The organism is Mesorhizobium sp. M7A.F.Ca.CA.001.08.2.1, assembly GCF_003998455.1.
Classification (GTDB): Bacteria; Pseudomonadota; Alphaproteobacteria; order Rhizobiales; family Rhizobiaceae; genus Mesorhizobium; species Mesorhizobium ciceri.
The window spans coordinates 1-17,317 of sequence record NZ_RZPW01000034.1 but is presented as its reverse complement, the minus strand read 5'-3'; the positions used below and the strand labels follow the sequence as shown (position 1 = coordinate 17,317).

General features: G+C 63.9%; 16 protein-coding genes and 1 pseudogene. 7 read left to right on the top strand and 10 right to left on the bottom strand.

The window, feature by feature from the left end; genetic code table 11:
* Nucleotides 1–127: 127 nt before the first annotated feature.
* Nucleotides 128–796 carry a DUF1007 family protein gene (locus EN914_RS04020; protein WP_013529751.1) on the top strand — a complete coding sequence of 223 codons (669 nt, stop codon included), beginning with the start codon at nucleotides 128–130 and terminating at the stop codon, nucleotides 794–796.
* Nucleotides 793–2,001, top strand: a complete 1,209-nt coding sequence (locus EN914_RS04015; protein WP_024502715.1) for a nickel/cobalt transporter — start codon at nucleotides 793–795, stop codon at nucleotides 1,999–2,001. The genes EN914_RS04020 and EN914_RS04015 overlap by 4 nt, the downstream gene beginning before the upstream one ends.
* Nucleotides 2,002–2,026: 25 nt before the next feature.
* Here the strand turns inward: EN914_RS04015 and denD are convergent, their stop codons facing one another.
* From denD to EN914_RS03995, 4 genes are all read right to left on the bottom strand, one after another.
* Nucleotides 2,027–3,004 carry a D-erythronate dehydrogenase gene (gene denD, locus EN914_RS04010; RefSeq protein ID WP_024502716.1) on the bottom strand — a complete coding sequence of 326 codons (978 nt, stop codon included), beginning with the start codon at nucleotides 3,002–3,004 and terminating at the stop codon, nucleotides 2,027–2,029.
* A gap of 15 nt (nucleotides 3,005–3,019) precedes the next feature.
* Nucleotides 3,020–3,232, bottom strand: coding sequence for a hypothetical protein (locus tag EN914_RS04005; RefSeq protein WP_013529748.1), 213 nt, complete (start codon nucleotides 3,230–3,232; stop codon nucleotides 3,020–3,022).
* A gap of 89 nt (nucleotides 3,233–3,321) precedes the next feature.
* Nucleotides 3,322–4,290 carry a cation diffusion facilitator family transporter gene (locus EN914_RS04000; protein ID WP_024502717.1) on the bottom strand — a complete coding sequence of 323 codons (969 nt, stop codon included), beginning with the start codon at nucleotides 4,288–4,290 and terminating at the stop codon, nucleotides 3,322–3,324.
* 10 nt (nucleotides 4,291–4,300) lie between these two features.
* Entirely contained in the window at nucleotides 4,301–4,987 is a 687-nt protein-coding gene (locus tag EN914_RS03995; RefSeq protein WP_024502718.1) for a GNAT family N-acetyltransferase, read from the bottom strand.
* Nucleotides 4,988–5,070: 83 nt separating this feature from the next.
* Between EN914_RS03995 and EN914_RS03990 the strand changes: the two genes are divergently transcribed.
* Both EN914_RS03990 and EN914_RS03985 read left to right on the top strand, forming a co-directional pair.
* The gene (locus tag EN914_RS03990) at nucleotides 5,071–6,255 is read left to right on the top strand and encodes a pyridoxal phosphate-dependent aminotransferase (RefSeq protein WP_024502719.1); all 1,185 of its coding nucleotides are present in this window, start codon (nucleotides 5,071–5,073) and stop codon (nucleotides 6,253–6,255) included.
* 152 nt (nucleotides 6,256–6,407) lie between these two features.
* Nucleotides 6,408–6,782, top strand: coding sequence for a YciI family protein (locus tag EN914_RS03985; protein WP_013529744.1), 375 nt, complete (start codon nucleotides 6,408–6,410; stop codon nucleotides 6,780–6,782).
* A gap of 80 nt (nucleotides 6,783–6,862) precedes the next feature.
* Here the strand turns inward: EN914_RS03985 and EN914_RS03980 are convergent, their stop codons facing one another.
* The 3 genes from EN914_RS03980 to EN914_RS03970 form a co-directional block, all read right to left on the bottom strand.
* Nucleotides 6,863–7,618: an SDR family oxidoreductase gene (locus EN914_RS03980; RefSeq protein ID WP_024502720.1), complete on the bottom strand. Its 756-nt coding sequence runs from the start codon at nucleotides 7,616–7,618 to the stop codon at nucleotides 6,863–6,865.
* Nucleotides 7,619–7,875: 257 nt separating this feature from the next.
* Nucleotides 7,876–8,613 (bottom strand): tellurite resistance TerB family protein, encoded by a 738-nt coding sequence (locus EN914_RS03975; RefSeq protein WP_024502721.1) that lies wholly within the window; start codon nucleotides 8,611–8,613, stop codon nucleotides 7,876–7,878.
* A gap of 115 nt (nucleotides 8,614–8,728) precedes the next feature.
* Nucleotides 8,729–9,649: a rhodanese-related sulfurtransferase gene (locus EN914_RS03970; protein ID WP_013529741.1), complete on the bottom strand. Its 921-nt coding sequence runs from the start codon at nucleotides 9,647–9,649 to the stop codon at nucleotides 8,729–8,731.
* A 311-nt stretch (nucleotides 9,650–9,960) separates the two neighbouring features.
* On the opposite strand from EN914_RS03970, the gene EN914_RS03965 reads away from it, so the two are divergent.
* Nucleotides 9,961–10,599 carry a 2-dehydro-3-deoxy-phosphogluconate aldolase gene (locus EN914_RS03965; protein WP_024502723.1) on the top strand — a complete coding sequence of 213 codons (639 nt, stop codon included), beginning with the start codon at nucleotides 9,961–9,963 and terminating at the stop codon, nucleotides 10,597–10,599.
* A gap of 87 nt (nucleotides 10,600–10,686) precedes the next feature.
* Here the strand turns inward: EN914_RS03965 and EN914_RS03960 are convergent, their stop codons facing one another.
* From EN914_RS03960 to EN914_RS03950, 3 genes are all read right to left on the bottom strand, one after another.
* Complete coding sequence (locus EN914_RS03960; protein WP_024502724.1) at nucleotides 10,687–10,878, bottom strand: hypothetical protein; 192 nt, start codon at nucleotides 10,876–10,878, stop codon at nucleotides 10,687–10,689.
* 176 nt (nucleotides 10,879–11,054) lie between these two features.
* Complete coding sequence (locus EN914_RS03955) at nucleotides 11,055–12,881, bottom strand: DUF882 domain-containing protein (protein ID WP_024502725.1); 1,827 nt, start codon at nucleotides 12,879–12,881, stop codon at nucleotides 11,055–11,057.
* Between the two features lie 409 nt (nucleotides 12,882–13,290).
* Entirely contained in the window at nucleotides 13,291–14,826 is a 1,536-nt protein-coding gene (locus tag EN914_RS03950; protein WP_024502726.1) for a sigma-54 dependent transcriptional regulator, read from the bottom strand.
* 154 nt (nucleotides 14,827–14,980) lie between these two features.
* Here EN914_RS03950 and EN914_RS03945 point away from each other — a divergent pair, with 154 nt between their 5' ends.
* Nucleotides 14,981–16,834, top strand: a complete 1,854-nt coding sequence (locus EN914_RS03945; protein WP_024502727.1) for a M3 family oligoendopeptidase — start codon at nucleotides 14,981–14,983, stop codon at nucleotides 16,832–16,834.
* Between the two features lie 361 nt (nucleotides 16,835–17,195).
* A pseudogene (locus EN914_RS39065) lies at nucleotides 17,196–17,317 on the top strand (phosphoethanolamine transferase CptA); the annotation flags it as partial.

Genomic DNA, 17,317 nt, shown 5'->3' with positions numbered 1-17,317 from the left:
TCCTGGCGCAGTGGTTCAGGACGCGTGAAGTTGCCTGACCCACTTCAGCCGAGCAGCGGTCCCAATTTCGCCCCCTTTCTGGTAACTCTCGGCAACTCTTCCGAGGCCTAGGGAATCGCGACCGAGAATGCACCTGAAACGGCACGCAATCATGCTGGCTTCGGCCTTGGCGGCTAGCTTTGCCGCCACTGGACCCGCTTACGTGCATCCACACGTCTTCGCCGAGGCTCGCCTCGATGTGATCCTCTCCCCGGATCACCAAAGCGTGAAGGCTCTGCGTCATCTCTGGCGCTTCGACGATCTGTTTTCCTCGACGGTGATGATGGAATTCGACAAGAACTCCGACCTGAAGCTCGACGACAAGGAGCTGAAGGAAGTCGCCGACACCGTTCATGCCTCGTTGGCGGAGTTCAATTACTTCCAGCTCGTCACCGTCGACGGCAAGGACGTGGCGATGACGCCGCCGCCGCATCTGATGGCCAATTTCGACAACGACCAGCTGATCATCCTGTTCGAGTCCGAACCGAAGCTGCCGATCAAGCTCAACGGCAAAATCGATATCGGCGTCTACGATCCGACATTCTACACGGCGATCGACTTCACCGAGGACTCCAACATCACGGTCGAAGGCCTGCCCTCGAACTGCACCAGCAAGGTGGTCCGTCCCGACCCCGACGAGGCCATCAAGGAAAACCAGAAGACCCTCACCGATGCCTTTTTCAATGACCCGACCGGCACCGATATGAGCAAGATCTTCGCCACCAAGCTCGAACTGACCTGTCAGCCAGAAGGATGAAGCCGGTGACGAAACCGTCCCTGCGTTTGGCATTCGGCCTGTTGGCCCTCACAGTCGCCATGATGCATTTCGCCGACGCGGCTCATGCCCAGAGTTCGCTCGGCATCGGCGTCAATGACGGCATGGCGCCCACCACCGGCCCGTTCGCCCATATCCTGATGTGGATCAATCTCAGGCAGCAGGAATTCTACCGCGCGCTGGCAACGGCGATGAAGGCGATGCGCCAGGACGGCAGCAAGATCTGGATACTCGTCGGCCTGTCCTTCGCCTACGGCATTTTCCATGCCGCCGGCCCCGGTCACGGCAAGGCGGTGATCTCGTCCTACATGGTGGCCAATGAAGTGGCGTTGCGGCGCGGCATCCTCTTGTCCTTCGTCTCGGCGCTGCTGCAGGGCTTGACCGCGGTCGCGGTGATGGGGGTCGCCTATTTCGTCCTGCGCGGCACCTCCGTCTCGATGACGGACGCAGCCTGGTTCATGGAGATCATGAGCTTTGTCTTCGTCACCCTGTTCGGCGCCTGGCTGCTGTGGCGCAAGCTCGGCCCCGCCGTCCTGCGTCTGTTCGGCAAGGGCCCGGCCTACAGCCTGTCGGCGGCTCATGCCGGCCATTCTCATGCCGGCCATTCTCACGCCGGTCATTCTCACGGGGGTCATTCGCACGGCGCGCATTCGCATGCCGGCCATTCCCATGCAGCTCACAGCCATTCGGCGCATGCCCATTCGCACGCGCTACACGCGCATGACCATGTGCACGGCCCTTCGCACGATCATCACGATCATGCCGAACACGATCATGCTCATCACGATCACGCGGCCGGCGAAGTCTGCGACACCTGCGGCCATTCGCACGCACCCGATCCGGCGCTGCTGTCAGGCGACCGCTTCGACTGGCGCACGGCCTGGACAGCGGTGGCGGCGGTCGGCATCCGCCCCTGCTCCGGCGCGCTGATCGTGCTCAGCTTCGCCCTGCTCAACGGCCTCTGGCTCGGCGGCCTGCTGTCGGTGCTGGCAATGTCGCTGGGCACCGCCATCACCGTTTCGGCACTGGCGACGCTGGCGGTGACCGCCAAGAACTGGGCGGTCTATTTCGCCGGCGACGGCCGCATGGGCAACCGCATCCACTCGATCGTCGAGATCGGCGGCGCCGCCTTCGTGTTCCTGTTCGGACTGCTGCTGCTGTCGGCAAGCCTGGCGAGCGGCGGATGATGCCCGGCGCCAAGAGGCTCGGAGTTTAACCCGCGATCTTGCCGCCCAGCTCATCCTCGATGTGAGCGCGGATGATCTCGTCAAAACTCTTTTCGGCGCTGAAGCCGAGCTCCCGTGACCGCTTTGCCTCGAAGCGCGTCGGCCAGCCCTTGACGATCGCCCAGATCGTGTCATCCGGAACCTCGCGGATCAGGCTTACCGCCTTCGGCCCGGCGATGCGTTCCAGCGCCTCGATCTGCTCGCCGACGGTGACGGCGACGCCGGGCATCGTCAGATTGCGGCGTGGCCCGACAGCGCTGCCGTCGATCCCCGCCGCATGGATCAGGAAGTTCACCGCCGAGCGCGGGCTGGCATGCGTGTGCACGACCGAGCGCGGCACCGGCAGGATCGCCTCATGGCCGCTCAACGGCTCGCGGATGATGCCCGAGAAGAAGCCGGACGCCGCCTTGTTCGGCTTGCCCGGCCGCACGCAGATTGTCGGCAGCCGGATGCCGATACCGTCGAAGAACCCGCGCCTGGAATAGTCGGCCAGCAGCGCTTCGCTCATCTGCTTCTGGGTACCATAAGAGGTCAGCGGCGTCGGATGGAAGTCATCGGGAATGACGTCCGGGAACGGCGCGCCGAACACCGCGATCGACGAGGTGAAGACGACGCGCGGCGCAAAGCCCGCCACCCGGATGGCATCGAACAGGGCGCGCGTGCCATCGAGATTGACGCGGTAGCCGAGTTCGAAATTCGCCTCCGCCTCGCCCGATACGATGCCGGCGAGATGAAAGACGACGTCGGGGCGCGATGCGACCAGGCGCTCGGTGGCACCCGCTTCGGCGAGATCGCCGGTGTGCAGCGTGACGCTGACGCCATCCAGGCTCGGCGCCTGTGGCGGCACGATATCGTGGAGATCGAGCGCGGTGATCTTGCCCCCGCGCAGCGTCCCGTCCTTGGCCAGCCGGGCGATGAGCTTGCGGCCGACCATACCCGCGGCGCCAGTGATCAGAATGCGCATGTCGATATCCCTTGCCTATTTACCCTGGTTTTTGCGCTGGTTGCGGGCGCGCAGCCAGAACACCGAGAAGAACGCCAGCACGAAGACGATGCCAAAGGCGCCGGCCAGCACGGTGGAAAGGCTGCCGAGTGCCAGCATTACCGTCGGCAGATAGTAGGCGCCTATACCGAACAGCAGCATGATCCACGCGGCGGCGATGACCGCGTTCCTGGTGTCGCGGTCCATCATGCCGCGTCCGGAGGATGGGCGTTCGTCAAGCTGGTTTTCAAGGTTTTGCAACTCCTGAGGCAGGACGATCGACATCGATCGATCCGGTCCTAGTGATGGTGGTCGTGGTATGCAGCCGCTTCATGCTCGTGCCCGTGGTCGTGCTCGTCGCCATCGTCGGCGCACTGGCCGAATTCCGGTTCCACGGTGGCATGGCTGATGCCGTGCTCGCTGGCAAGCCGCTTCTTGACGGCACTCACCGCCTGATGCGCATCGACGCCCTCGTCGAGACAGGCATGCAGCGTCGCCATGTTGCTGGTCCCGTCGAGCGACCAGACATGCATGTGGTGCACTTCGCGCACGCCCTGGATGGTCGCCTCGATATCGCTGGCGATCAGATCTCGGTCGAGGCTTGGCGGCACGCCCTCGAGCAGGACATGGGCGGCCTCCCGCATCAGCGACCATGCCGTGTAGAGGATCAGCAGTGAAACCAGGACCGACAGGATCGGGTCGATCGGCGTCCAGCCGGTCGCCAGGATGACCAGCGCCGCCGCGATGGCCGCCGCCGAGCCGAGCAGGTCGCCAAGCACATGCAGGATGGCGCCGCGCATGTTCAGGCTCTCGCGGTCGCCGCCATGCAGCACGAAGAACGAGCCGAGGTTCACCAGCAGGCCGAGGATCGCCACCACCAGCATCGGCCCGCCAAGCACCGGCGCCGGCGCCTGCAGGCGTCCCCAGGCCTCATAGACGATCCACAGCGCGATGACGAAGATGGCGATGCCGTTGGTATAGGCCACCAGTGTCTTGACCCGGCCGAAGCCGTAGGTGAGGCGAACGGTCGCCGGCCGGCCGCCAAGATGAAACGCATACCAGGCAAGGCCGAGCGCGATCGAATCGGCGAGCATGTGGCCGGCATCGGCCAGCAGCGCCAGCGAGCCCGTGAGGATGCCGCCAAGCGCCTCGGCGACCATGAAGCCGCCGGTCAGGCAGGCTGCGATCAGAACGCGTTTCTTGTCGGTCGAGCCGTGCACATGACCAGGGCCGTGACCGTGCCCGGTGTGATCGTGGGTATGTGCCAATAGTGAACTCCTAAGCGCCGAATTCCGCGCGAAAATCCTCGAGCCGTCGCTTCTGCCGGCCGTCGCCATCGAAATTGGCCGGATCGAGCCACGCCTCATAGGCACTGCGCAGCGCCGGCCATTCCTTGTCGATGATCGAATACCACGCAGTGTCGCGGTTTTCACCCTTGACGATGAGATGCTGGCGGAAAATGCCTTCGAACTTGAAGCCGAACCGCTCGGCGGCCCGCTTCGATGGCTCGTTGCGGTTGTTGCACTTCCATTCGTAGCGGCGATAGCCGAGCCCGTCGAAGATGTATTTCATGAACAGGAACTGCGCTTCGGTTGCTCCCGGCTTGCGCGAGATGAGCGGTCCCCAATAGATGTTGCCGATCTCGATGACGCCGAAGGCCGGATCGATGCGCATCAGCGTCTGGCGTCCGGCGACCTTGCCGCTGGCCTTGTCGATGACGGTGAAGAACAGCGGATCCTCGCTGGCCTCGACTTTGTCCAGCCATGGCTGGAAGGCGGCGCGGGTCTCCGGCGGATAGTCGGGCAACCAGGCGAAGCGGTCGTCGATATCGGACACGGAGGACGCTTCATAGAGGCCGTCGCCGTGTTTTGCAGCGCTCAGCGGTTCAAGCCGGACGTATCGACCGTCGATGGTCTTGCGTTCAGGCCGCGGACGCGGTTGCCAACCCTTCAGATTTTCCGACACCGAATGCTCCAATCCGTTTGACTTTTGCGGGCTGAGGCTCACAAAAACGCGACCCAACAGCAAGAACCACACGGACGGGAAAAATGCTCCACACGATTTCGGCCTTCGACCGCCTTGGCGAGGAAAACGCCTTCGCCGTGCTTGCGAGGGCCACAGCACTTGCCCAACAAGGCCGCGACATCGTCAATCTCGGCATCGGCCAGCCCGACTTCAAGACGCCGCAGCACATCGTCGAGGCGGCGATCAAGGCGCTGCGCGACGGCCATCACGGCTACACGCCGGCCAATGGCCTGCTGGCGACGCGCGAGGCGGTGGTGCGCCGCACGCTAACCACCACCGGTGTCGAGATATCGCCCGAAACGGTGATGATCCTGCCCGGCGGCAAGCCGACCATGTTCGCCGCGATCCTGATGTTCGGCGAGCCCGGCGCCGAGATCCTCTACCCGGACCCCGGCTTTCCCATCTACCGCTCGATGATCGAGTTCACGGGTGCGGCACCCATTCCCGTGCCGATGCGCGAAGAAAACGGCTTTGCCTTCTCGGCCGAGGAGACGCTGGCGCTGATCACCTCGAAGACCAGGCTGCTGATTCTCAACTCGCCCGCCAATCCGACCGGCGGCGTCACGCCTCGCGCCGAGATCGAGAAACTGGTCAAGGGGCTGGAGGCGCATCCGCAGGTCGCCATCCTCTCCGACGAGATCTACGACGTCATGACCTATGATGGCGAGACGCATTGCTCGCTGCTCGGCTTTCCCGAAATCCGCGACCGGCTGATCGTGCTCAACGGCTGGTCGAAGACCTGGGCGATGACCGGCTGGCGCATGGGCTGGTCGATCTGGCCGAATGGCGACAAGGGCGCCCATCTCTACGACAAGGTGCGCAAGCTGGCGGTCAATTGCTGGTCCTGCGTCAACGCGCCGAGCCAGTTTGCCGGCATCGCCGCCATCGACGGCCCGCAGGACGACGTCGACGAGATGATGCGCGCCTTCGACCGCCGCCGGAAGATCGTCGTCGAGGGACTGAATGCCCTGCCTAATATTTCCTGCATCACGCCCAAGGGCGCGTTCTACGCCTTCCCCAACGTCTCGAAGACCGGCTGGAAGGCCAAGAAGCTCGCCTCGGCACTGCTCGACGAGGCCGGCGTGGCGCTGATCGGCGGCCCCGATTTCGGCATTCTCGGCGAAGGCTATATCAGGCTCTCCTATGCCAATTCCGAGGAGAACATCCTGCGCGCACTGGAGCGGATCGGAGCGTTCCTGGCGAAGTAGGTTTGAAAGCGGGCCGGTGGCCTCTTTCCGGATGGTTGCGGCTGGCGACCATGATGGTGTCATGATCTGTCCGGACACGCACGGCCAAGGCTGGGCGGGCGTGTCGGGAACCGCTACGCTCCCTGGATCAGGATCGAAGCAGGTGACATAAAATGTTCTACGCAATCCTTGCCTATCACGTGGAAGATGCGATCAAGGCGCTGACGCCGCAGGAAGATGCAGCACTTATGGCCGACCTGCTGAAGATCAACACCCGGCTTCATGAGGAAGGCACGCTGGGGCCGTCCGCGCGTCTGGGCGCAACACAGGATGCCATCACCCTGCGCGGCCCGGGCGACGGTGTGATCATCGACGGTCCTTTCGCCGAAACCAAGGAACAGTTGCTCGGGCTCTATGTCGTCGACTGCGCCACGCGAGACGAGGCCATCGCGATCGCCCGCGACCTTCGCCGCGTCAATCCCACCGCCGTTTACGAGATCAGGCCCATTCTGCTGTTCAAGCCCGGCGTGCCGCTTGCGGGAAAATAAAACCACCCGGCTGGGTCCCCGCTGCTTCGCAGCGTCCCAGCGTTCGCCGGCCTTTCATCGTGCCGCTGGCCGGGAAATAACTACCCACGCCCGACAAACGGCATCTTGGTCGCCATCACGGTCATGAACAGCACGTTGGCGTCGAGCGGCAGGCTGGCCATGTGAACGACGGCGTCGGCGACGCGCTGAACATCCATCACCGCTTCGGCTGCGATCGAGCCATTGGCCTGCGGCACGCCGACCGTCATCGGCTGCGCCATGTCGGTCAGCGCATTGCCGATGTCGATCTGGCCGCAGGCGATGTCATAGGGCCGGCCGTCGAGCGCCAGCGTCTTGGTCAGTCCGGTGATGGCATGCTTGGTCGCCGTGTAGGGCACCGAGCCTGGGCGCGGCGCATAGGCCGACACCGAACCGTTGTTGATGATGCGGCCACCCATCGGCTTCTGCTTGCGCATGGCGCCAAAGGCGGCACGGGCGCACAGGAACGAACCGGTGAGGTTGACGCCGACGATATCGTTCCACACTTCGACCGGTATCTCGTCGATCGGGGTCGATTTGTAGCCCATGCCGGCATTGTTGAAGAGCAGGTCGACACGGCCGAAGGCTGCCGCCACGGTCTCGAACAGATCGTCGACCTCGCCTGCCTTGCTGATATCGCAGGCAACCGCCAGGGCCTTGGCGCCGGTGGACCCGGCCTCAGCCACGGCTGCATCCAGCACGGATTTGCGGCGTCCGCAGAACACCGTGTTCCAGCCGGCCCTGAGCAGCGCCGTGGCGACGCTCTTGCCGATGCCCGTGCCGGCCCCGGTGACGATGGCGGTTCTTTGCTCGGTCATGGCTATTGTCCTCCGGCAGCGCTGCGCTTGCTCGACTGATTTTGGGGGGTTGGCTCGAAAAGGAAGGCATCGCAAATGACGGCGGCGATGGCAAGCGTGTCCATCCGGCCGGACCGACAAAAAGGGCGGCCATTGGCGACCGCCCCTGATCTGAACCGGGCTTGGGAGGAGGAAAAGCCGATCCGACTGTGTTGAATGATGCGCTTGCTGGGTTAATGAGCGGTTAACCCGGAAAGTGCCCCCTGTGCCGTTTTGGCCTACCAGCGCGGATTGGGTGACGTCCCGGCCTTGGCCGGCACCTTGGCCGCCGAAACCGTCGCCTCGACATGGTCGACCAGCGCGTCCGGCAGGCCGAGCCGGCCGGCAAGCAGGTCGAGATAACCGCGCTCGGCGCGTGTGTCGGGATCGATGGTCAGGCGCGACGCCGTGTAGAGTTCGAGCTTCTGCGCATCGGTCTTGGCGCCGGCCACCAGCGTGTCGAGGTCGAGCGGGCTTGCCAGCTCCGCCATCAGGAACTTTTCGGCGTCGGAGCCTATGCCGGCCAGGCTGAGCTTGCCGGCGATCTTCTGGCGCTCTTCATCGTCGATATGGCCATCGGCCTTCGCCGCCGAAATCATCGCCCGAACCAGCGTCAGCGTGAATTCGTCCTCGCCTTGCGGCGCCTGCGACGGGTGGAAGGGGGTATCCTTGGGCGGCGGCAGCAATTCCGGTTCGCCGGCCGCCGGTGCTTCCGCGGGCGCGTTGCCGGCCTTGTAATTCTGGTAGGCCTTGTAGGCGAGGCCGCCGATCGCGGCCAGTCCGCCAAGCTTCACCGCGGCGCCCGTCACGTTGCGGCCAGTACCGGTTCCGAGCAGCACCGCGGCCAGCGCACCGGCGGCCAGCGGATTGTCCTTGGCCATCTGCACGGCCTGCCCCGCCTTGTCGCGAACGGTGCCGCTGGTGCCGGGGATTTGCGAGCCGAGCAGATCGTCGAGAAGCTTCTTGGGATCGAACATTCAGTGCCTCCAGGATTTGCCCGGCCAACGGGCGGGTTTCGAACGTCGAAGACGTAGGTCCCGAAACTTGACATTGCAATGACAGGCAGCCGCTTTGCAGCAGCACGATGCTGGATCAGGAGCCGATATGCGGCCCCCTGCCCCGCGCCTGCGCAAGCTCGACCTGCCGCTGGCGCTCGGCATAACGCTGGCGGTCCTCGTCCGAACGCGCATCGAAGCAATGCGGGCACGAAATACCGGCAGCGAATTTGGGCGACGTCAGCTCGCCCGGCGTCAGCGGGTGGCGGCAGGCGCGGCACAGTTCCGCGTCGCCCTCGGCAAGGCCGTGCGACACCGAAACGCGCTCGTCGAAGACGAAGCACTCGCCTTGCCAGAGGCTCTGTTCGGCCGGAACCTCTTCGAGGTATTTGAGGATACCGCCCTTGAGATGGAAGACATCCTCGAAGCCGAGCGATTTGACATAGGCGGTTGCCTTTTCGCAGCGTATGCCGCCGGTGCAGAACATCGCAACCTTGCGGCCTTCGAGCTCCGCCCGGTGCGTTTCCACCCAGGCCGGGAACTCGCGAAAGCTTGCGGTGGCCGGGTCGATCGCACCCTTGAACGTGCCGATCGACACCTCATAGGCGTTGCGCGTGTCGATGATGACAGTGCCGGGCTGCGAAATCAGAGCGTTCCAGTCGGCCGGCGCAACGTAGGTGCCGGCACTTTTCGAAGGATCGATGTCATCGACACCCATGGTGACGATCTCGCGCTTCAGCCGCACCTTCATGCGATGGAACGGCATGTCCGCGGCCGCGCTGTACTTGACCTCGAGTCCGGCAAGCCCTTCGATGGCTTCGAGATACGCGATCAGTTCGGCAATTGCCGTCTCGCTGCCGGCGACGGTGCCGTTGATGCCTTCATGCGCCAGCAGCAGCGTGCCCTTTATGCCGCGCCCGCAGCAGAATGCGGCGAGCGGCGCGCGCAGTTCTTCGAAAGCGTCGAGCCGGGCAAACCGGTAGAGCGCGGCGACGCGAAGGAGTGGAAGTGATGTCATCGCCGAAGCCACTAGACGCTCGAGCAAGCCGATTCAAGGCAAAGCAGGCATCCTGTTCGGCGGGTCACTGGCGCAAATCTGCACCATGGGCGAATTTGTACCATAGCTGAGATCAGGGAGTCAAGAAAAAATTCCTATCCTGAAAAGCCACCCGGACAAAAGCTGTCGGCACCATCGAGCCGGCAGCCACCCTTGTCAACTTGGGCTTGGCGAGCATGGGTGACGCGTGACATCGCGACACGGCCGGTTTCGTGGACAGGAAAACGGCCTTCTGCTAATCGGTTGAATTGTCCCACGCCACGGAGAGACACATGCCCAGCAAGACCGAAAAACTTCTGTCGCTCCTCAACGGCCAGCCCGTCATCCCGGTGCTGAAGATCTCCGATGTCGCCAATGCCGTGCCGCTGGCCCGCGCTCTGGCGCGCGGCGGCCTGCCTGCGATCGAGATCACGCTGAGGACCGCCGACGCGCTGGAAGCGATCCGGCGGGTCGCTGGTGAAGTCGAGGACGCCATCGTCGGCGCCGGCACCATTCTCGATGCCAGGCAGTTCGAAGAGGCTGCCGCCGCGGGCTCGCGCTTCATCGTCAGCCCCGGCATCACCCGCGAGCTTCTGTCGGCAGCCGCCGCCAGCGATGTTCCGCTGCTGCCCGGTGCGATCACCCCCGGCGAGATCATGGCCGCGCGCGAAGCCGGCCTGCGCTTCCTGAAATTCTTCCCGGCCGAGCAGTCGGGCGGCATCGCTTCGCTGAAGGCCTTCGCCTCGCCGCTCGCCGATGTGAAATTCTGCCCGACCGGCGGCATCTCGGCCAAGAACGCAGCTGACTATCTCAGCCTGCCCAACGTGGTCTGCGTCGGCGGCTCCTGGGTGGCGCCCGACGACCTCGTCAAGGCCGGCAAATGGGACGAGATCGAAGCCTTGGCGCGCGCGGCGAGCAAGCTCGCAAAATAAGGCTTTCATGGCGGCATGGAAAAACCCGGCCGACTTGCGTCGACCGGGTTTCCGCCGGATGTTTTTTCCAGGCCTGCCTTGGCCGGATCAGTTGCAGACCCTGACTTCCCTGACCACCCTATGATGATGCTTCCAGGTCGTGACAACCTTGGTCCGGCAGTGCTTCTTCATGTGCATGTGATCGTGGGTCTTGACGACAATGGTTTCGGCCTGCGTAGGGGCGATGACCGCCGAAGCGGTTGCCAACGCGATGACCGATGCCAGTAGAATCTTCTTCATGGGTATCCCCGGGTTTGAACGAACGAGGGAGAAACCGTTGACGGCCCGAGGCGTTCCACGATCACGGCAATGTCAGGCCGGTGTGATCGGAAGCCGGCGGGCCGCGCGACCGGATCCGGCCACGCAGCAAAAAGCCGCGCTGGTTGCCCGGCGCGGCTTTGTCGGTTGATTTGCCGTCATTTGGTCTGGAAGCGAGCTACCGACATGAACTTGACGGCGTTGCCGGTGAAGCGATTGGCATCGGCCACCTGGCTGCTCGGCTGGAAGCCAGCGGTGTAGACCTCGCTCGGCGGCGTGTGCACGATGCTGTAGGCGTAACCCGGCGCCGTCGTCGCGCTTGAAACGGTGGCGACCTGCTCGCCGCTGGTCAAGGCCCAACGGGCGGCCTGCGGTGCGGCTGCAACCACCATGGCCTTGGGGCCTGGCTTCAGGTCGCGGGCGGTGGCTCTCGATTCCTTGCGCGTCGTCTTGACGCCGGCGCCGATCGCGGCGGCCGGATCGGAACCGACTGGGCGGGCCACGACAGCATCGCGCGGCGATGCGGTGTTGGTGCCCGGATCGTTGAACGCCGAACGCGGCTCGGACCCGGACAAGGAAGCAAGCTGGTAATCGGCCGCACCGACCTGGGCATTGGCCTCGTCGAGCACGGCCTTGACCGCGTCCGGCCTGGCCATCTCGGGCCGCGCCGTCGGCAGCACCGAGAACGCATCGGTCGCGGTCTTGCCTTGGTCGGCCGTCTCCGCCAGCGCCATCAGCACATCCTTGCTGGGCGGCGCAGCCAGAGCGGCCGGCAGCGAATTGTCGGGACGCCATGTCGGCAACGGTATGTTGTTGACCGCGACCTGGGTCGCATCAGCCGAAGCCGTTGCATCGGCCATGCCGAAAGGAACGCTCGCCGGCGCATGCGCGGTCGCCACGGCCTGCTCGGTGGTGGCTGTCGCCTCCGCCATCGCAAAGGGAACATTCTCAGGCTGCTGCGCGCCGACATCGGCTTTCGGCCGCGGTGCGAAATCCGGCAGCGGAATGCTTCGGGCCGGCAAAGCCGCGATGATCGTCTCCGGCGTGTCCTGTTCAGGCTCCGGAGCCTGCTGTTCGGTCACTTGCGGAATCTCGGCGCGCCGCGCATTCTCCGGCGCCACGATGGCGATGCCCGGGAGGTTGCTGGTCTTGGCCGCCGCTGCCGGCTTCAGGTTTCTCGCCTTGGGCGGGGGGGCGGCCGAAGCGGTCTCGACATCGGCGCTGTCGTCGGCCTCGTCGTCGCCGCCGCCACCGAAGAAAGCCGACAGGAATCCACCCGATTTCTTGCTGCTGCCGCCGGCACTGGCCATCTCGATGGCCGGCGAGCCCGATCCCTTGCGCGCCTTGTAGGAGGCGAGCGCCTGCTCAAAGCCGGGCAGCGGCCTGCCGTCGCTCGGCACATGCAGCGTCTTGCCATTGGGGAACAGGGAGACCAGTTCCTGCCGGCTGATACCGGGCCAATGGCGCACATTGCCGACATCCATGTGGACGAACGGCGAACCCGATGACGGATAGTAGCCGACGCCGCCGCCCTGCATCTTGAGGCCGATGTTGCGCAGCTTCTTCAGCGGCACGCCGGGAATATAGAAATCCATCGCCTTGCCGAGCATGTGCTGGCTCTTCTCGGCCACGCCCCTGCTGCGGCTGCGCAGCATCGAGTTCGTCGACGGCGAGCGATAGCCGCACACGACCTGGATGTAGTCCGTGGCACCTGCTTCCCGATACGCCTCCCAGACGAGATCCAGCAGGCGCGGATCCATCTTGGTCGGCTCGTTGCGACGCCAGTCGCGCAAAATGATGTTGATCTTGCGGAGACCTTCGGGGACGTAGCGGCCGTTGCGCTTGTAGACGATCTCGGCCTTCTCATGGGTGTGGAGATGATAAAGCTTCAGCGACCGTGTTTCGGCGCTGGCTCCGCTCGCAGCCGCGGCAACAAAACCAAAAGCGACAACCAACACTGCCAGCCACTTCGGCCAGACGCTCAAATGATGGTGCCGCCTGTTTGTGTGTCGTTCGATTCTGTTCAAATCAAAAGGCCTTGCAGGCTGCCGTTTGTCCCCGGATTTGTCCAAACGGATGTGGCATTAGCACACCCGAATATCGATCCTAATGGTTAATCATCGCTTATTGAAGCCGAAATGCGGTAACACCGTGGCGATATCCCGTCAAAAATTGTTCACAAGGTTTCTTGGTAAACCGCTGGTTTAGATCAGATTTTCGCCTTCGCCCCGAACACGATCTGTTACCGCTAGCCTTAATGCGTGAACAGAGCTGTCCACGGGACAGCCACAATGCCGCTGAAACGGCGATACAAGGCCCGTTGTGGCATTGCAAGCTGGCGCCGGCCTTGTGGCAAAGCCGGAAGCCGGGCCAAAGCTCAGCCCGGCATCGCCCTTAGGAGGCTAGTCGATCGACGCGGCCTGTCTCCGGATCGATGCCGTGTTCCTTGAGCTTGCGATAGAGCGTCGAGCGGCCGATGCCGAGTCGGCGGGCGACTTCGCTCATCTGTCCGTTGTAGTGATCGATGGCAAGCTTGATCATCTCGAGTTCGACATCGGCAAGTGCCCGCACATTGCCGCGCTCGTCGAGCGCCCGCAACGTGCCGAAGCGAGGCTGCAGCCTTGCCGGCGGATCGAACGCGATTGCCGGGCCGCCCTCGCCGGGCAAGGCTTCGTCATCGCGCGCCTGCAAAGGCAAGGACGGCGACGGCGCGTCGCCATCCATATCGAGGTTGACGGTGCCTTCCACTTGCGCCCGGATCTGCGGGAAGTCCTCGGCGGCAAGCACATCGCCTTCGCAAAGCACCGAGGCGCGAAAGACGGCGTTTTCGAGCTGCCGGATGTTTCCGGGCCAGTCATAGGCCTGCAGCACGGCGAGCGCTGCCGCCGAAATACCTTGCAGGCGACGGTGCGGGTCGGCCGGCGCGACCTTCTCCATGAAATGGGTGACCAGATACGGGATGTCGTCGCGGCGGTCGCGCAGCGGCGGCACGAAGATCGGATAGACGTTCAGCCGGTAGAACAGATCCTCGCGGAACTTGCCGTCCTTGACCTGCTGTAGGAGGTTGCGGTGCGTCGCCGAAATCAGCCTGATGTCGACCCTGACGGTCGAGCGCCCACCGACCGGGTCGACCTCGCCGTCCTGGACCGCGCGCAACAGCTTGACCTGCACGTCGAGCGGCAGGTCGCCGATCTCGTCGAGAAACAGCGTGCCCGAATGCGCTTCGACGAACTTGCCGGTGTGCTTGTCGGTGGCCCCGGTGAACGAGCCCTTCTCGTGACCGAACAGGATCGATTCGACCAGATTGTCTGGAATGGCGCCGCAATTGACGGTGACGAAGGGCTTCGTGCGGCGGTCGCCACTGCCCTGGATGGCACGCGCCACCAGTTCCTTGCCGACGCCGGACTCGCCCTCGATCAGGATCGGAATGTTGGATGCCGCCGCTTTCTGGCCAAGGCGGATCACCCTGTCCATGGCCGGGCTGTGCGTGATCATGTCCTTGAAGGTCAGGAGGCCGCCGCGCCGGCGCGATGTGCGCTTGACCTCGCCCTCGACGGCCTCGACCTTGAGCGCATTGCCGATCGACGCCTGCAGCCTGTCGGGAGACGCCGGCTTGACGACGAAATCGAAGGCGCCATGACGCATCGCCGAAACCACGGTCTCGATTCCGCCCTGCGCGGTTTGCACGATCGCCGGCACGTTGATGTCGCGCTCACGCATCGCCTTCAGCACGCCGATACCGTCGAGACCGGGCATGACCAGATCGAGGATGACCACCGACACCTCGCGGGCGCCGGGTCCATCGAGGATGTCGAGAGCGGCCGCGCCGCCGTCGACCACGATTGCGCTGTAGCCGAACCGCGTCACCGCCGCTTCGAGCAGCCGGCGTTGCACCGGATCGTCATCGACTATGAGTATGGAACCTGTCATGACTGGTGTGACTGCCCGCCCGAGGAATTCTGCCCTGTGGACCATCTTGGCACAGGGTTCTAAATAAGGTTTCAAAAAACCCGGTGAATGAATTCCTTAGGATTTGACCGGCTTCTCGTTTCTCCTTGAACCTTGGCCACGGAAGGTGTCGGCAATGCATAGGGATTCTGGGCACACGGTTTCCGCACGGCGGCTGGCGGCGCCGGCGTCGGGTCAAGGCGCGGCCGAGCTGGGCGACCTGCCGGAATGGAACCTTGCCGACCTCTATGCCGGCATGGACGCGCCGGAGCTGAAGCGCGACATCGCCAAGGCCGCCACCGATGCCACCAGTTTCGAGAGCCGCTGGAAGGGTACGCTGGCCGCCGAAGCCGAGCGCGGCGGCGCCGGCAGGTTGGGCGAGGCGCTTGTCGCCTACGAGGCGCTGGAGGAACTGATCGGCCGCATCGTCTCCTATGCGGGACTGGTTTATGCCGGAAACACCGCCGATCCCCAGCGCGCCAAGCTCTATGGCGACATCCAGGAGAAGATGACCGACGCCAGCGCGCACCTTCTGTTCTTCGCGCTCGAACTCAACCTGATCGACGATGCGTCGATCGAAGGCGCGCTCGCCGGCGATCCCGCCTTTGGCCACTATCGGCCATGGGTGCTCGATCTGCGCAAGGACAAGCCTTACCAGCTCGAGGACCGCGTCGAGCAGCTCTTCCACGAAAAGTCGATCACCGGACGCGGCGCCTGGAACCGCCTGTTCGACGAGACGATGACCGACCTTCGCTTCCACATCGACGGCGAGGAACTGACGTTGGAGCCGGCGCTGAATCGTCTGCAGGACGCCGACGGCGAGGTGCGCCGCCGGGCGTCCGAGGCGCTGGCCACGACCTTCCGCAAGAACTTGCGCACCTTCACGCTGATCACCAACACGCTGGCCAAGGACAAGGAGATATCCGACCGCTGGCGTGGCTTCGAGGACATCGCCGATTCACGCCATCTGGCCAACCGCGTCGAGCGCAGTGTGGTGGACGCCTTGGCCTCCGCCGTTCGCGATGCCTATCCGCGCCTCTCGCACCGCTACTACGCGATGAAGGCACGCTGGCTTGGCATGGAGGTGATGAACCATTGGGACCGCAACGCGCCGTTGCCGGATACGCCCCAAGCGATCATCGGCTGGGACGAGGCCAGGAACACCGTGCTGTCCGCCTATCAGCGCTTTTCGCCCGACATGGCCGAGATCGCGCGAACCTTCTTCGACCGCAACTGGATCGATGCGCCGGTGCGGCCCGGCAAGTCGCCTGGCGCCTTCGCGCATCCGACCGTACCGTCGGCGCATCCCTACGTCCTGCTCAACTACATGGGCAAGCCGCGCGATGTGATGACGCTGGCGCACGAGCTTGGCCATGGCGTGCATCAGGTGCTGGCCGGCGGCCAGGGTGCGCTGATGGCCTCGACGCCGCTGACGCTGGCCGAGACGGCATCGGTCTTCGGCGAGATGCTGACCTTCCGCTCGCTGCTCGACCAGACCACCGACCGGCGCGAGCGCAAGGCCATGCTCGCCCAGAAGGTCGAGGACATGATCAACACGGTCGTGCGCCAGATCGCCTTCTATGAATTCGAGCGAAAGGTGCATGCCGAACGCAAGAACGGTGAACTGACCTCCGACAGGCTCGGTCAGTTCTGGCTCGAAGTGCAGGCCGAAAGTCTGGGTCCCGCCATCAAGCTGCGCGAAGGCTATGAGGTGTTCTGGACCTACATCCCGCACTTCATCCATTCGCCCTTTTATGTCTATGCCTATGCTTTCGGCGACTGCCTGGTGAACTCGCTCTACGCGGTCTACCAGAACGCCGAGCGCGGCTTTCAGGACAAGTATTTCGAAATGCTGCGCGCCGGCGGCACCAAACATCATTCCGAGCTTCTGGCGCCCTTCGGGCTCGACGCCACCGATCCCGCCTTCTGGCAGATCGGACTTGGCGTCATCAGTGGCCTGATCGACGAGCTGGAAGCGCTCGACACTTGAAATGCGCCCCCAGGCGTCGCTCTAACAGTTTAGCCGGAATGCATGTTGGGACAGCTCTACTATCGCCCTAAATATCTGTTCTTGAAGTACTCTCCACCGAAGTTTTCCGATAGCTTTCCACAAGCTCTATGATAGCCTTCGCTCCAAGCTCAGCCGGAGCGCATGCGGATCGGCGAGGAGAAATCTCAGCCGGCCGTGGCGCTCAGGCGAACGCGACAACGGCCGTTGGCCATGGGCAAGCAAAGCCGATCGCCGACAGCTCGAACCGAAGCCGGCTGTTCTGCTTACCGCGGAACCACCAAGAGTAGTCCTTCGCCGAAGATCATGACCCACGGCAGACGGATCTGACTGGAGAGAGACAATGGGCACTTTTTTCTACGTGGTCCTGGCGTTCCTGATAGGCGTATTGGTCGGCTGGTTCCTTTGGGGGCGCCTGCGCGGTGAACTCGACAGCTTGCGCGGCGATCTCGACCGTACACGCAG